Raw genomic sequence first — 13,560 nt, forward strand, 5'->3', positions numbered from 1 at the left:
GAGGTTATTACGCTACACTAACTTTTTATTGCTCATAACCCCAATAGCAAATAAATATTATTCCATATTTTTACAATAATGAAACCACTTGAAAATAATAGCCAGGATGCCGAAAAGCTGGCTGCTGCAAAGGCTGCCGTTCAATTTGTTAAAAACAATGATATTGTTGGCTTAGGAACAGGTAGTACGGCAACTTTAGCAATTCAGGAACTGGCAAAGCTTGTAAATGGTGGATTGAAAATTCAGGCGTCAGCCAGCTCAGTAAAAACTGAAGAACTTGCAATTTCTTTAGGCATTCCTATTTTAAAACTCGAAACGCTAGGTTCGATAGATATTAGTATAGATGGTGCCGATGAATTTACAGAATCACTAAACCTGATTAAAGGTGGAGGTGGAGCATTGTTCCGGGAAAAAATAATAGCATCTTTAAGTAAAAACTCAATTATAATTACCGATTCATCTAAAAAAGTAAAAATGCTTGGGGCATTTAATGTTCCGGTTGAAGTAATTCCATTAGCGCTGCAATTTGTTTTAAATCAAATAGAAAAGCTTGATGGGAAAACCTTATTAAGAAAAACAAATGGTCGAACTTTTATAAGCGATAATGGAAACTACATCGTAGATGTGGATTTTGGATTGCTTGAAAATCCTGCACAGCTTGCTTTTTCATTAAACCAAATTGATGGAATACTTGCGCATGGATTATTTATTGGCTTAACATCTAAAGTGATTATGGCTGATGGCGATGAAATTTTAGTTTTTAAGTAGGGCGGGTAGAATAATAATCTGAGTACAATTATTAATTTTCCTTCACAATATAATAAGTTGCCTTTTTTTGTTTACGTCACCCTTAATTTATTTCAGGGTTCTTTTTGCAGGAAAGATGCTGAAATAAATTCAGCAAGACGTGTCGTATAAGCAATACGCCAATAAAACAGCAGAAAATTAAGTTTAAGAATCGAACTCAGGTTAATAAAACCACCCTTTCGAACAAAGTATAGAAATCTTTTTAATTAGTTAGTTTTAGTTAAAAGCTCTTCTCGTTACGCTGCGCCTTTGTCGAGATGACGATGCCTATTTATTTCACCGATATTTTTTTAACAATCAAAACTTCGCAAATATTTCTACCGATACTTTTATTTCATTCACCGAGAATTTAATCTGTTTCATAGATATGCCATTCTCATGCGTGGGGTTTCATGATACATTTGATATATAAAAACAAAAGGTCATGGAAAATTTAATTAAAAAAAACCACGCAGATAAACAAATGGGTTTAGGTATTTTAATCGTTGTAATTGGTTCAGTATTCTTGCTGCGAAATACTGGAGTGGATATACCACATTGGGTATTAAGCTGGCATACCATAATGCTCGGTGCTGGTTTGTGGATGGGTTACCGTAAAAATTTCCAAGGTAGTGGCTGGCTGGCTTTAACCATTATTGGTGCAATATTTACAATGAAAGACATTACCGTACTGGATTTTGAACTATCAAGAATTACAACTGCTTTAGTGCTTATCGGTTTAGGTTTGTGGGTAATCCTAAAACCTAGGAGATTTAAAAATTTCTCAAATGATTTTCAAAACACAGCAAATGTGCATGAAATAAAAAATTAAAATTCGTAACTCTATCATATATCTAAAAGAGACTTTTTTAAAAATTGTCTCTTTTTTGTTTATACGATAATTTGAGGGAAAAGCTTGTAAAAAAAAGAAACGGGGATTCCGCCGAAGCAGCATCCCCGTCATCTAAATTAACGCTCTCACATACATAAACGCTTAAATCTCTATTTATTGCAAGCATCTTAAAATTTATTTAATTTTTTTTAAATCGAAGACATTTAAATGTTACTTGGATAAATCAAAAGCTTCTATTAACATTAAAAAAACTAATCAATTAGTTGTAATTTAATAAAATAGGAATCAAATATTATTAACTTTGGTTTATCGCTATAACAATTTATACAATACAACATTCATGAAGAAAGTAATTTTAATGGCATTTGCGCTATTATTTATATCAACCGCATCATTCTCTCAAAACGTAATCAGCCTTTTTAATAGTGCTAATAACTTTTTTCAACTTCTAACAGAGGAAAAATACACAGAAGCTTATAATAATTTTGATGAAACAGTTAAATCAAAATTATCAGAAGAGCAATTAAAAAAACTATGGACAGACATTAATCTAAGTTTAGGTAAGGCTAAAGCTTTGGATGCAACTCAAAGTAAAACTCAAGGTGAGTTTTTTGCAGTAACTGTAGAAGGTGAATTTGAACGTGGCAGTCAGAATTTCATTTTAGGATTTAACAAAACACAGAAAATTGTCGGGTTTTTTCTTGCTCCAAAACCTACAGTTTCCAAATATTTAGCTCCATCTTATGCTGATACAACATTATACTCAGAAAAGCAAGCTTATATTACAGATGCCAAACACCAACTTGCGGCGGTAATTACCACTCCGAAAAACAATAAAAACTTTCCTGTGGTGGTTTTTGTGCATGGTTCTGGTCCTGGCGATATGGATGAAACTGTAGGGCCGAATAAACCATTTAAAGATTTAGCGGCTGGATTGGCTGCTCAAGGCATTGGCTCTATCAGATACGTTAAAAGAACTTTAATTTATCCTTATGAGTTTGGAAAAGCTTTTACGGTTAAAGAAGAGGTGATGGATGATGCGCAAGCCGCACTAGCTATGGCAAAAACAATTCCAGGTGCTGATTTAAAGAACATCTATCTTTTCGGACATAGTTTAGGTGGAATGCTTGCTCCAAGAATTGCAACCGCTGTGCCTGATTTAGGCGGAATTATTTTGGCCGCTGCACCCGCAAGAAAACTAGCCGATATGATTGAAGAACAAAACAAATATTTGTTCGAGAAAACAAACGACACCGCTAAAAATGCTAAATCGCAATTTGATTTAGCAATTAAAGAAATTGATAAAGGTAGAATAACTCAATTGGGTACGATTAAGCCAGATTCGATAATATTAGGATTACCGGCCTCATATTGGATAGATCTTAATAATTACAACCAAGTTGCGGCGGCACAGAAGTTAACAAAACCACGAATTTTTGTTATCCAAGGAGGAAATGACTACCAGGTTTCGAAACAGGATTTTGATTTGTGGAAAGCTGGATTAGCAAACAACAAAAACGCTGAATTTAAATTTTATCCTGAATTAAATCATCTTTTAAGTCAGCAAGTGGAAAAGGGAACTGGCGCTCAATACCAAGCATTTTCAAGCGTATCGGCTACATTAATTAATGATATTGTTGCCTGGATTAAAATTAAATAAGTACAGAAATTGAATTTTTATTCTTTTTTAAAATATTCATTTAATTCTCGCTGTTAGAATATTTGGATGGTTTAAGAATGACCAACCAATACTTATTTCTATCTTTTTATTAAGATTTGCAAACAAATGGGTAAAATCTTCGGTTTTGATATTTATTATATCAGCCGAAGCATTTATGAAAAAGAAGAAAGTATCAGCAAAGGGAATTTGGGAAGTTTTAAAAGCTTCGTTCACAGGTTTCACCAATCATAAAGTAACTAAATTAAGTGCATCATTAGCATATTACACCGTTTTTTCGATGGCACCTTTGTTGGTGGTAATCATTTCTCTTTGCGGTATTTTTTTAGGAAGAGAGGCTGCGGAAGGTCAGGTTTATGGTCAGTTGGCTGGCTTTTTAGGTAAAGATACTGCCTTAGAATTACAAGAAATAATTAAGGGAGCATATTTGAACGGTAAAAGTACCGTGGCATTTACAATAGGTTTAATTACGCTACTTATTGGTGCTACAACTGTTTTTGGCGATATTCAAGATTCAATAAATATGATATGGGGGTTGAAACCAAAACCTAAAAGAGATTGGTTAAAGATGTTACAAAATCGTTTTTTATCATTCTCAGTAATTGTAAGTTTAGGTTTTATCTTATTGGTTTCCCTTTCTGTAACAACAGTTTTAGATGGCTTTAATGAACGATTGCAAGCCCGTTTTCAAAATATCTCAGTTGTAGTTTTTTATATAATCAATCAAATTATTACGCTTGGGGTAATTTCATTGATATTTGGTGTTATTTTTAAGGTATTGCCAGATGCTTTAATTAAATGGCGAGATGTGATATCAGGTGCGGTAGTTACTGCTGTTTTATTTATGATAGGTAAATTTGCTATCTCCTTTTACATTGGTTCAAGCAATGTGGGCGGCACTTATGGATCAGCAGGTTCATTAATTATTTTACTATTGTTTACCTATTATTCATCTATCATTTTGTATTTCGGAGCAGAGTTTACTAAAGCGTTTGCCATTGCTTATGGTTCAGAAATTCATCCATCGCACTACGCAGTAACAACTAAAGAGATAGAAATAGAAACCGAAGGAAACTCCATACAAGACAATCATAAAGAGATTAGAGAACAAGTTCCTGATAAATAGTCGTTAAGGTATTTTATTCACCCCAGGCGGTAACTATTACATTTCGTTGGCCACCATAATTTCTATGTTCGCAAAGATAAATACCTTGCCAAGTACCAAAAGCCAATTTGCCATTTTTAATAGGAATGGTTACAGAATTGCCCAATAAGGCAGCTTTTAAATGGGCAGGCATATCATCCGAACCTTCATAGTCATGTTCATAATCGGGGTCGTTTTCTGGAACTGATTTATTAAAAAACATTTCGAAATCTAACCTTACCGTTGGATCGGCATTTTCATTGATGGTTAGCGAAGCTGATGTGTGTTGAATAAAAATCTGGCAAATACCGGTTTTCAAAGTTTTAATTTCGGGGAAAGCATTTATAATATCATCCGTAATTAAATGAAACCCACGTTTTCTTTCTCGTAATGCAAATGCCTGCTGATATATTTTCATTTCTATTTTTTTATCCAACCCGTATTTGATTCATCATCAATTATCAAGTTATAATCTCCAAAATTACCTAAAACATTAACATTTATACCGGCTTGTAGATTTCCTTTAATTGGTGCTAGTGAATTTGGATTATCGTAAATTACTGCATTAGCGGCAGTTATTTTAACTTTCTTATTTGCTTTTGATATCTGTAAAAGTTCATTACTTTTTACAAAGCCAGTATTGCCATCGGGCAAAGTTACCTTGTAATAATTTCCAGTAGCCGAATTAACATTAACAATAGTTCCTGTTTGCAAATCCATTAGTTTTGAAGCGTTTGTAATATTGCCTTCCAATAAACTTACTTTACCTGTTGTTTTAAGGGTTTTGTTTAAATTGGATAATGGAGCAACACCATTTGGCAAACTTTTAACCGTAGGATTTATAAAGGGTAACGGATCTATTGCACCGCTAAAAGTGTAAATACCAAAATGCAAATGCGGTGGGGTTGTACGGGCATTTCCAGTATTACCCATCAATCCCAAAGTATCGCCTGCTAAAACTTGGGTTCCTTCTTTAGCAATTTGTTCGTCGAGATGCGCATAATATAGAGTATAATCTTTACCAGTTGGTCTAAACCAAACTACCTTGCCACCTAGGTTATTTTCGTTAACTCTTGTAACCGTTCCGTTGCTGGTTGCTACAACAGGACTTCTAAACGGCCCAAAAATATCAACACCTTCATGCTTTCGGTTATTTTTATCTCTACCATCTCCCCAATAACTACCAATATTTGCCCGCCCTGTTTTAGTTGGGAATCCTAATGATGGTCCTGATGTTAATTCTAACGTGTATTCGGCACTTCTCAACAGTTCTGGCTGTAACCTAATTAAATAATCTCCTGTTTCGTCAACATCAAATTTAATATCGTTACCTAAAGTATCTGCAGATGCTAATAGTTTCGCATCACCCTCAATGGGTAATTGCCAAACATCAAGGTAAATTGCTACACCATTTTCTGGTTTCTTCTTTAACGAAATGTTTATTTTTGCCCCTCTTACCGCATTAAATTTATATGCGCTAGCGATGGCCTTCTCTGCAGAAAAATACCCAGTTTCTTTATATGGTAAGTTTATTTTTAACGCTTTTTGCATGCTTAACGCAGATGCATTTATCCAGGCAGAACCTAATGCGGTTTTCTCTAAACCCGCTGTAATCAATTTGCGCTGGTAAGCTTCATGTGGTGATGCAGCCTTAAATAAATTAACCGACCCAGTTTTACACGATAGTAATGTCGCTATTATAGATATAGAAAGTAATTGTATTAACTTCATTTATGTTTTTAATTGTTTTGTAGTACAAAGGATAACAAATAAACCAGTTACAAGTTTGTGCGTAAGTAATGCGTTATTGTAATGATTATGATGACAAATGAAAAACGTTACATTAACGTTAATTATTAATAATTTACTCCAATCATTCACTTATTAACCTTTGTATAAATATATTTGCTATTATCAATCAAACCCAGAATCAATCTCAAATTTAATCAATGAATATATTCGAAAGCCGTTACGCTCAAAGTCCGAAAGAGGTAAAGCAAATGGACACATCTGCCTTAAGAGAAAATTTTTTAATAGAAAATGTTTTTGAAGCAAACCAGGTAAATTTAACTTTATCTCATTTTGATAGATATATTGTTGGTGGTGCAATGCCTGTCGGTCAGAAAATATATTTACCCAATCCTGATGATTTAAAAGCCAATTTCTTTTTAGAAAGACGGGAGTTAGGAATAATTAATGTAGGTGGAAAGGCTATTGTAACGGCTGATGAAAAAACATTTGAATTGGAATATAAAGAAGCGTTGTATATTGGAAGGGGTACAAAAACAGTTTCATTTGAATCTGTTGATAGTAACCAGCCTGCTAAACTATACATCAATTCTGCGCCAGCTCATCATGCTTATCCATCAAAAAAGGTAAGTAAAACGGATGCTGAAATTGTAGAATTGGGTACACCTGAAACGGCTAATCATAGAATTATAAATAAGCTTTTAGTAAATAGTGTTGTACAAACTTGTCAGTTGCAAATGGGTATGACAGAGCTAAAATCGGGAAGTGTTTGGAATACCATGCCTGCGCATACACATGATAGAAGGATGGAAGCCTATTTTTATTTTGAAGTGCCTAAAGGCCAAAGTATTTGCCATTTTATGGGTCAGCCGCAAGAAACCCGTCATATTTGGATGCAAAACGATCAGGCTATAATCTCACCAAATTGGTCAATCCACTCTGGCGCCGGAACAAGTAATTATACTTTTATTTGGGGCATGGCTGGTGAAAATTTAGATTATGGTGATATGGATCATTATGCAATTACTGAACTAAAGTAAAAATAGGATGTTAAATATATTTGATTTGGCGGGTAAAACTGCATTGGTAACCGGATGTAAAAGAGGAATTGGAAAAGCAATGGCTTTGGCTTTGGCAGAAGCTGGTGCTGATATTATAGGCGTTTCTGCAAGTCTAGAATTAGAAGGAAGTTCAATAGAAAAAGAAGTTACAGCTTTGGACAAAAAGTTTTATGCTTACCAATGCGATTTTAGTAAAAGAGAAGCGGTAACAGAATTTGCAGCGAAAGTAAAGGCAGATCATCCTGTGATTGATATATTGATTAATAATGCCGGTACCATTTTACGGAAACCAATCGCCGAACACCCAGATGAAATGTGGGATGAGGTGATTGCTGTTAACCAAACTGCTCCATTTATTTTAACAAGAGAAATTGGAAGAGATATGGTTGCCAGAGGAAGTGGTAAAGTAATATTTACAGCTTCTTTATTATCATTTCAAGGTGGGATTACGGTGCCGGGTTACGCTGCAAGCAAAGGCGCCATCGCCTCGTTAACAAAAGCTTTTGCCAACGAATGGGCAGCTAAAGGCGTAAACGTTAATGCAATTGCGCCTGGTTATATTGCAACAGATAATACAACAGCTCTACGCGAAGATGAGGATAGAAGTACTTCAATTTTGTCACGAATTCCTGCAGGCAGATGGGGAACTCCAGAAGATTTTAAAGGTCCAACTGTTTTCCTTGCATCAAAGGCTGGAGATTATGTACATGGAACCATTTTAACTGTCGATGGTGGTTGGATGGGAAGATAGATTTTAATAAAAAAAGAAAGTCTGAATTGAAGGTTCAAAACCTAAAAATCCAGACTTTCTTTTATGATACTCTAAGCTAAATAACCAAAGTTCTATTGTTCGATTACTCAGTGTTTTTTCATTAAAATAGGTTGTAAATTTCTTTGATATCTTTTAAAATGCTATCAAAATCAATTTTCAAATCAATTATTTTACCAGTGTGAATATCAAAAACCCAACCTTGAACGGTTAAGCCTCTTAAAGTTATCGCTTCTTGTACTGCTGCGGTTTTTAAAAGGTTTACGCATTGTTCCTGAACATTCAATTCTACTAATCTATTGTAACGAACACCTTCGTCTGTAATAGCATTAAGTTCATCTTTATGTGTGCGGTACACATCACGAATGTTTCTCAACCAAGGGTTTAAAATGCCCATATCTGCAGGTTGCATTGCAGCCTTTACACCACCACAATTGTAATGGCCACAAACAATAATATGTTTAACTTTTAAATGGCGAACGGCATAATTCAAAACCGTCATTACACTTAAATCAACATTATTTACCAGGTTGGCAATATTACGGTGAATAAAGGCTTGTCCTGGTTGGATACCCATTAAATCTTCAGCAGTTACGCGGCTATCTGAACAGCCTATGTATAAAAACTCTGGAGTTTGACCTTTTGCCAATTCAGTAAAATAATCTGGATTGTTGGCTAATTTTCTGCCTATCCATTCTTCATTGTTCTTAAATACGTCTTGTAAATTCATCTTTTAAAATTGTAATTATTGGTTAAAATAATTTTATGAGTTTAATTTAGGATGTAAATCTGATATAAAACTAAGAAAGATTTTGATTTTAGCATGCTTTTCTAAAAGATTAATACATAGCAAAATGTAGTAAAACGATATAGTAGAATGTTTTGATTTAGGGTGTTTTCTCAAATTTCTTTTGTAGTACGTAATTTAATAAAGAATCTTTGAAAGTAATCAATTAGAATAATACGTGAACCGTATGAACATTTAAGGTTTCGTAAGCCTAATTTTTTAACTTATCCTAACTTTTCTAATAACTTTCTTAGGTTTTCATCAACATTATTTTTTGCTTTCAATTGCTGCAATGTTCTGTTGAAACTTCTTACAGATATCCCCAGGTAAGCTGCCATATCTTCTTTAGAAATTGCTATGTTTTCTTCAGCTTGTAATTTCAATAATTTTATCAAGCCATATTCTAGCGTGTAAAGTTGTTGAAACGATGCTCTAGAACTCGTTTGAATAATCCTGGTAGATAATTCTTGAAGTAGAATCTTTGTAAATTCGACATTCGTTTCAATCAGTTTTAAGAAATAAAAATCTGGAATTACATAAGCGGTTACTTCGCTTATGGCTTCAACATTACAAAGGCAGTTTATTTTTTTTATAGCTTCCAGTTCGCCAACAACTTCACCTTTCCCTAAAAATTCAATGATAAAATCTTTCCCGTTTTCTTCAGATATAAAACATTTAGTAATTCCATCTTTAATAATGTAAATGTATCTAATGTTTTCGCCTTGATTTATAAACCTATATCGGGCCGGAAATACCTTTAAGGTAATGTTTTTTGTTTCATTGCTTTCAGCGTACAAGCGCTCGATTAAATCTAGAAAAGCAAGGTTGGTTCGTAGCATAGTTTAAGCGAGACAAATGTCCTTCCGATTTAATTTAGGTTAATTTATTTTTGCAGCACTAAAGTAAGCATAACAATGAAAAATAAAATAAAGGTTATTGCCTTTGATGCTGATGATACACTTTGGGTTAACGAACCCTATTTCCGTGAAACCGAAGAGCAGTTTGCCGATTTGCTAGAAGATTTTTTGCCTCGGCATAACATCATGGCTGAATTATACAAAACAGAAATTGCCAATTTACCGCTATATGGCTATGGTATTAAAGGATTTATGTTAAGTATGGTAGAAACAGTTTTAAACATAACTGAAGGCAAAGCAAACCTGGAAATAATAAATCGGGTTTTGCAATTGGGGCAGGAGATGCTAAACAAACCTGTAGAGTTATTGGATGGAGTGGATGATGTTTTAAAAACCTTGTTTGGTAAATACAAATTGGTTGTTGCTACAAAAGGCGATTTGTTGGATCAGCAGAGAAAACTCACAAAATCTGGCTTGGATCATTATTTTCATCATATAGAAATTATGAGCGATAAGCAGGAGAAGGATTACCAGAAACTACTGAAGCATTTAGATTGTAAGCCAGAAGAATTTTTAATGCTGGGCAATTCCTTAAAATCGGATGTTTTGCCTGTGCTATCTATTGGCGGACATGCCGCACACATTCCTTACCATACAACCTGGGTTCATGAGCATATCGATCACACCATTGAACATCCAAATTTTTATCAAATGGAAAGCCTTGCAGACGTTTTAAAAAAATTAATATGAGAGAAAAAATAAATATAAATACTTGGTTAAGAAAAGACCATTTTAACTTTTTTAGCACTTTTGAAGAGCCATTTTTTGGTGTTACGGTTGATGTAGATTGTACCGAAACATACAGAGAGGCAAAAGAATTGGAAGTTTCCTTCTTTCTGCTCTACTTGCATAAATCATTAATTGCAGCCAACAAAGTAGAGAATTTTAAATATCGAATAATTGAAGGTGAGGTTTGGAAATACGATACAGTTCATGCATCTGCAACCATTAATCGTCCGAACGGAACCTTTGGTTTTAGTTATACGGATTTTCATAAAAACTTTGAAGATTTTAAGGTAGAAGCTATTAAAGAAATCGAAAAGGTTAAAAATTCAACAGGATTAATCGCAGCATCTTCCGGAGAGAATGTTATCCATTATTCGGCAATCCCTTGGCTAAATTTTACTTCTCTATCTCATGCACGAAATTATTCATACAAAGATAGTTGCCCTAAAATATCGTTTGGAAAAGTAAGAGATGAAGCCGGGAAAAAAATCATGGCAGTTTCTATCCATGCTAATCATGCCTTAATGGATGGATTTCACATCGCTCAGTTTGTAGATGCGTATCAGGAATTACTAAGTAAAAAATCAATTGTATTAAACGAGGATTAAATTTTTACCATTAAATTTCATTTGCTTTAGAGAAACTAATTGCTATTTTTGCTGCACAAGCAATAGCTATAATTGATAGTTTAAATTTGATTATTGATTTTTCTATGCTTGTTTAATAATCTATAATCGATTGTTTTTTTGGTAATTTACTGATAATATAATTTGATTATTGATTTTTACAAACCTGGGGGATTAGCTCATTTGGCTAGAGCGCTTCGCTGGCAGTGAAGAGGTGATCGGTTCGAATCCGATATTCTCCACAGGTACTTCTAAGTCATTGAAAAACAATGACTTAGAAGATTCTTTGTCTTCAAACTCTGACACAAGTCTGCCACTAAACGCCTCGGGAGGTCAAAATTCACCCCGCCCGGCACGGCGAAAAAACCAAAATTCTTCTAACGAAAAGTCTAAAAACGGTGGGTATCCCGAACGTCAGTTGCAAGATAAAAATTCTCGAGGGGCGAATTTTGCCTTTATGGAAATTCCTGAACTGCCATATACTATTCCCCGTGTCGTAAAAGGACGGGCCATAATTAAGGTTCCTGCGGGAAGTACCATGGAAAAAGAAGTTGCCAGGCAAAGTTGGTATGTGGAGTTCTTCTTTCACAATGCAGCGGAAGAGCGTATGGAGCGGATCAGGGTAACCAGAAAGCTTAACAGGATAAAGGACCCAAAGCAAAAACTCAGGAATTTTAATAATCTTTGTGAGGCTTACAAAATTGCACTCGAAGGTGGTTGGAATCCTCTGGATGAACACGCCAACGCCCGGTTAAAAAAGGAACTGATTGGCATTGATCTTAATGAAGCGCTGTTGCTGTTCGAATCTTACCACAAAGCCAAAGGAACCAGGCCAAAATCAATCAGTACTTACCGCTCAACAGTTAACTCTTTTATTAAATATCATGGGGGAAATAAAAAGGTAAATAAGATTACTGATTTTGACATTGCCGATTTTTTGAACTTTAAGGAAAGGGAGGGGAAGTGGGCTGGAGTAACCTATAATAACTGCAGAATAGGTCTTAATAATTTTTTTAGGTATTTAAAGGTGAATAAATACATTCCTGAGAATCCCGTTACCGACTGCGAAACGCGAAAAAAAATGCCGACTCAGTCCCATCAAATTTTTACTGAACGTGATTTCAAGGTTATCATGGACTGGCTTGATAAAAATGACAGATATTGCCAGCTCTTTGTGCGGATGATTTATTACACCTGCATTCGACCAAAAGAACTCCGGTTCTTGCAGCTTAAGTACATCGATTTGGAGGACAATACTATCACAATACCCGGTGTCGTCTCAAAAAACAAAAAGTCAATTCCTGTAAATATCGATGTAAGCCTAAGAGCAGAACTTGATAAATTACAGATAGAAAAATTTGATAAAGAATATTTTCTCCTTGGTTCTGCGGACACATTTATTTCACACAAAATGTGCGCTGAAAATTATGCTTATAACAGATTTAAAAAATGTTTGGAGGCAACCGGTTTGTTGGATAAAAACTATACACTTTATTCTTTTAAACATCTTTCAAACGTGAGAAAATTTAGGGCGGGATGGACTCTTGCAGAAATTTGTTCAGCCAACAGGCATGGCAGTCTTTCGGAAACCGAAACCTATTTGAAGGAATTGCTGAAATTTGTTAAATCTGATAAAACTATTCCGGCCATTTAACTTTTGTTGGAGCTTTATTATCGTGTTCCAGTAAATCCTGGTACTGGAACACAATAAAGCTAGGCTGTAATTTTTCCAACAAAGCTAGAAACAGTCAAGCGATGAACACCCAATATTCTGCCTATTGCACTATAAGAGACTTTTCTATCTAACAGTTCCTTTATTTTTCTTTCGTGCCCGGTAAGTTTAGTTGTGGCAGATTTACTTCCTTTAGGTCTCCCTAGGATAACCCCTTCTGCTTTTTTCCTTGCTAGCGCTTCTTTAGTTCTTTGTGAAATGAGATTTCTCTCTATTTCTGCTGATAAGCCAAATGCAAATGCTAAGACTTTTGAATTTATATCGCTACCTAAACGATAATTGTCTTTGATAGTCCATACTTGGATATCTCTATTCATACATTCATTAAGAACCCCCATAATCATCAACAAGTTTCTGCCTAAGCGAGATAATTCTGAGCAAATTAGAATATCCTCTTTTTTCATTTTTTTAAGGAGCTTTCCTAGTTTTCTATCATCAACACTTTTTGAACCTGATATGGTTTCTTCTATCCACTTATCAACAATGAAAGTGTGCTTGCCACAAAATTGATTGATTTCATAGCGTTGATTTTCTACTGTTTGTTTGTCTGTGCTTACTCTGATGTATCCGTAAATCATGTTTTTTAATTTAAATAAATTGTAAATGTATACAGTTAATTTAAACCAAACTTGATTAACTTAAATCAGACGATTTTAAGTGACAAAATTTCAGCGTTTTTATTAAACAGAATGCGATACAAACTAATTTTGTAAACAGTGACAGTTGGGTAAT

Annotated in this window: 14 protein-coding genes and 1 tRNA gene; 10 read left to right on the forward strand and 5 right to left on the reverse strand. The window is 34.5% G+C overall.

Annotated features, from left to right (window positions below; translation table 11 throughout):
* Window positions 1–78 precede the first annotated feature (78 nt).
* From rpiA to ACFOWA_RS00685, 4 genes are all read left to right on the forward strand, one after another.
* The gene (rpiA, locus tag ACFOWA_RS00670) at window positions 79–768 is read left to right on the forward strand and encodes a ribose-5-phosphate isomerase RpiA (RefSeq protein WP_378980829.1); all 690 of its coding nucleotides are present in this window, start codon (window positions 79–81) and stop codon (window positions 766–768) included.
* Window positions 769–1,231: 463 nt separating this feature from the next.
* Window positions 1,232–1,618 carry a LiaF transmembrane domain-containing protein gene (locus ACFOWA_RS00675; RefSeq protein WP_378980831.1) on the forward strand — a complete coding sequence of 129 codons (387 nt, stop codon included), beginning with the start codon at window positions 1,232–1,234 and terminating at the stop codon, window positions 1,616–1,618.
* A 361-nt stretch (window positions 1,619–1,979) separates the two neighbouring features.
* Window positions 1,980–3,299: a DUF3887 domain-containing protein gene (locus ACFOWA_RS00680; RefSeq protein ID WP_378980833.1), complete on the forward strand. Its 1,320-nt coding sequence runs from the start codon at window positions 1,980–1,982 to the stop codon at window positions 3,297–3,299.
* A 175-nt stretch (window positions 3,300–3,474) separates the two neighbouring features.
* A complete protein-coding gene (locus ACFOWA_RS00685) occupies window positions 3,475–4,443 on the forward strand; it encodes a YihY/virulence factor BrkB family protein (RefSeq protein ID WP_378980835.1) in 969 nt (322 codons plus the stop codon).
* Between the two features lie 13 nt (window positions 4,444–4,456).
* On the opposite strand, the gene ACFOWA_RS00690 is transcribed toward ACFOWA_RS00685, so the two are convergent.
* Both ACFOWA_RS00690 and ACFOWA_RS00695 read right to left on the reverse strand, forming a co-directional pair.
* On the reverse strand, window positions 4,457–4,879 hold the full coding sequence (locus ACFOWA_RS00690; RefSeq protein ID WP_378980837.1) for a secondary thiamine-phosphate synthase enzyme YjbQ: 423 nt from the start codon (window positions 4,877–4,879) through the stop codon (window positions 4,457–4,459).
* 2 nt (window positions 4,880–4,881) lie between these two features.
* A complete protein-coding gene (locus ACFOWA_RS00695) occupies window positions 4,882–6,192 on the reverse strand; it encodes a peptidoglycan DD-metalloendopeptidase family protein (RefSeq protein ID WP_378980839.1) in 1,311 nt (436 codons plus the stop codon).
* A gap of 218 nt (window positions 6,193–6,410) precedes the next feature.
* On the opposite strand from ACFOWA_RS00695, the gene kduI reads away from it, so the two are divergent.
* Window positions 6,411–7,250: a 5-dehydro-4-deoxy-D-glucuronate isomerase gene (kduI, locus tag ACFOWA_RS00700; RefSeq protein WP_378980841.1), complete on the forward strand. Its 840-nt coding sequence runs from the start codon at window positions 6,411–6,413 to the stop codon at window positions 7,248–7,250.
* A gap of 7 nt (window positions 7,251–7,257) precedes the next feature.
* A complete protein-coding gene (locus ACFOWA_RS00705; RefSeq protein WP_378980843.1) occupies window positions 7,258–8,022 on the forward strand; it encodes an SDR family NAD(P)-dependent oxidoreductase in 765 nt (254 codons plus the stop codon).
* A gap of 121 nt (window positions 8,023–8,143) precedes the next feature.
* Here the strand turns inward: ACFOWA_RS00705 and ACFOWA_RS00710 are convergent, their stop codons facing one another.
* Window positions 8,144–8,770 carry a carbonic anhydrase gene (locus ACFOWA_RS00710; protein WP_378980845.1) on the reverse strand — a complete coding sequence of 209 codons (627 nt, stop codon included), beginning with the start codon at window positions 8,768–8,770 and terminating at the stop codon, window positions 8,144–8,146.
* Between the two features lie 281 nt (window positions 8,771–9,051).
* Window positions 9,052–9,666: a Crp/Fnr family transcriptional regulator gene (locus ACFOWA_RS00715; RefSeq protein WP_378980847.1), complete on the reverse strand. Its 615-nt coding sequence runs from the start codon at window positions 9,664–9,666 to the stop codon at window positions 9,052–9,054.
* 75 nt (window positions 9,667–9,741) lie between these two features.
* Here ACFOWA_RS00715 and ACFOWA_RS00720 point away from each other — a divergent pair, with 75 nt between their 5' ends.
* The 4 genes from ACFOWA_RS00720 to ACFOWA_RS00735 all read left to right on the forward strand — a co-directional run bounded on the left by ACFOWA_RS00720 (window position 9,742) and on the right by ACFOWA_RS00735 (window position 12,750).
* Window positions 9,742–10,434: an HAD family hydrolase gene (locus ACFOWA_RS00720; protein ID WP_378980849.1), complete on the forward strand. Its 693-nt coding sequence runs from the start codon at window positions 9,742–9,744 to the stop codon at window positions 10,432–10,434.
* Window positions 10,431–11,078 carry a CatA-like O-acetyltransferase gene (locus ACFOWA_RS00725; protein WP_378980851.1) on the forward strand — a complete coding sequence of 216 codons (648 nt, stop codon included), beginning with the start codon at window positions 10,431–10,433 and terminating at the stop codon, window positions 11,076–11,078. Before ACFOWA_RS00720 ends, ACFOWA_RS00725 begins: the two co-directional genes overlap by 4 nt.
* Window positions 11,079–11,264: 186 nt before the next feature.
* A tRNA-Ala gene (locus ACFOWA_RS00730) sits at window positions 11,265–11,338 on the forward strand.
* A gap of 17 nt (window positions 11,339–11,355) precedes the next feature.
* Window positions 11,356–12,750, forward strand: coding sequence for a tyrosine-type recombinase/integrase (locus tag ACFOWA_RS00735; RefSeq protein ID WP_378980853.1), 1,395 nt, complete (start codon window positions 11,356–11,358; stop codon window positions 12,748–12,750).
* 59 nt (window positions 12,751–12,809) lie between these two features.
* Here ACFOWA_RS00735 and ACFOWA_RS00740 read toward each other — a convergent pair whose 3' ends face one another.
* The gene (locus ACFOWA_RS00740) at window positions 12,810–13,406 is read right to left on the reverse strand and encodes a master DNA invertase Mpi family serine-type recombinase (protein ID WP_378980855.1); all 597 of its coding nucleotides are present in this window, start codon (window positions 13,404–13,406) and stop codon (window positions 12,810–12,812) included.
* Window positions 13,407–13,560: the final 154 nt, after the last annotated feature.

The sequence above is a fragment of the Pedobacter lithocola genome (assembly GCF_042650845.1).
In the GTDB taxonomy this organism is placed as follows: Bacteria; Bacteroidota; Bacteroidia; order Sphingobacteriales; family Sphingobacteriaceae; genus Pedobacter; species Pedobacter lithocola.

What these genes read in the sequence shown, in the direction of transcription:
- rpiA (WP_378980829.1), top strand. Translation starts at nt 79, where the DNA reads ATGAAACCACTTGAAAATAATAGCCAGGATGCCGAAAAGCTGGCTGCT.
- ACFOWA_RS00675 (WP_378980831.1), top strand. Translation starts at nt 1,232, where the DNA reads ATGGAAAATTTAATTAAAAAAAACCACGCAGATAAACAAATGGGTTTA.
- ACFOWA_RS00680 (WP_378980833.1), top strand. Translation starts at nt 1,980, where the DNA reads ATGAAGAAAGTAATTTTAATGGCATTTGCGCTATTATTTATATCAACC.
- ACFOWA_RS00685 (WP_378980835.1), top strand. Translation starts at nt 3,475, where the DNA reads ATGAAAAAGAAGAAAGTATCAGCAAAGGGAATTTGGGAAGTTTTAAAA.
- ACFOWA_RS00690 (WP_378980837.1), bottom strand. Translation starts at nt 4,879, where the DNA reads ATGAAAATATATCAGCAGGCATTTGCATTACGAGAAAGAAAACGTGGG.
- ACFOWA_RS00695 (WP_378980839.1), bottom strand. Translation starts at nt 6,192, where the DNA reads ATGAAGTTAATACAATTACTTTCTATATCTATAATAGCGACATTACTA.
- kduI (WP_378980841.1), top strand. Translation starts at nt 6,411, where the DNA reads ATGAATATATTCGAAAGCCGTTACGCTCAAAGTCCGAAAGAGGTAAAG.
- ACFOWA_RS00705 (WP_378980843.1), top strand. Translation starts at nt 7,258, where the DNA reads ATGTTAAATATATTTGATTTGGCGGGTAAAACTGCATTGGTAACCGGA.
- ACFOWA_RS00710 (WP_378980845.1), bottom strand. Translation starts at nt 8,770, where the DNA reads ATGAATTTACAAGACGTATTTAAGAACAATGAAGAATGGATAGGCAGA.
- ACFOWA_RS00715 (WP_378980847.1), bottom strand. Translation starts at nt 9,666, where the DNA reads ATGCTACGAACCAACCTTGCTTTTCTAGATTTAATCGAGCGCTTGTAC.
- ACFOWA_RS00720 (WP_378980849.1), top strand. Translation starts at nt 9,742, where the DNA reads ATGAAAAATAAAATAAAGGTTATTGCCTTTGATGCTGATGATACACTT.
- ACFOWA_RS00725 (WP_378980851.1), top strand. Translation starts at nt 10,431, where the DNA reads ATGAGAGAAAAAATAAATATAAATACTTGGTTAAGAAAAGACCATTTT.
- ACFOWA_RS00740 (WP_378980855.1), bottom strand. Translation starts at nt 13,406, where the DNA reads ATGATTTACGGATACATCAGAGTAAGCACAGACAAACAAACAGTAGAA.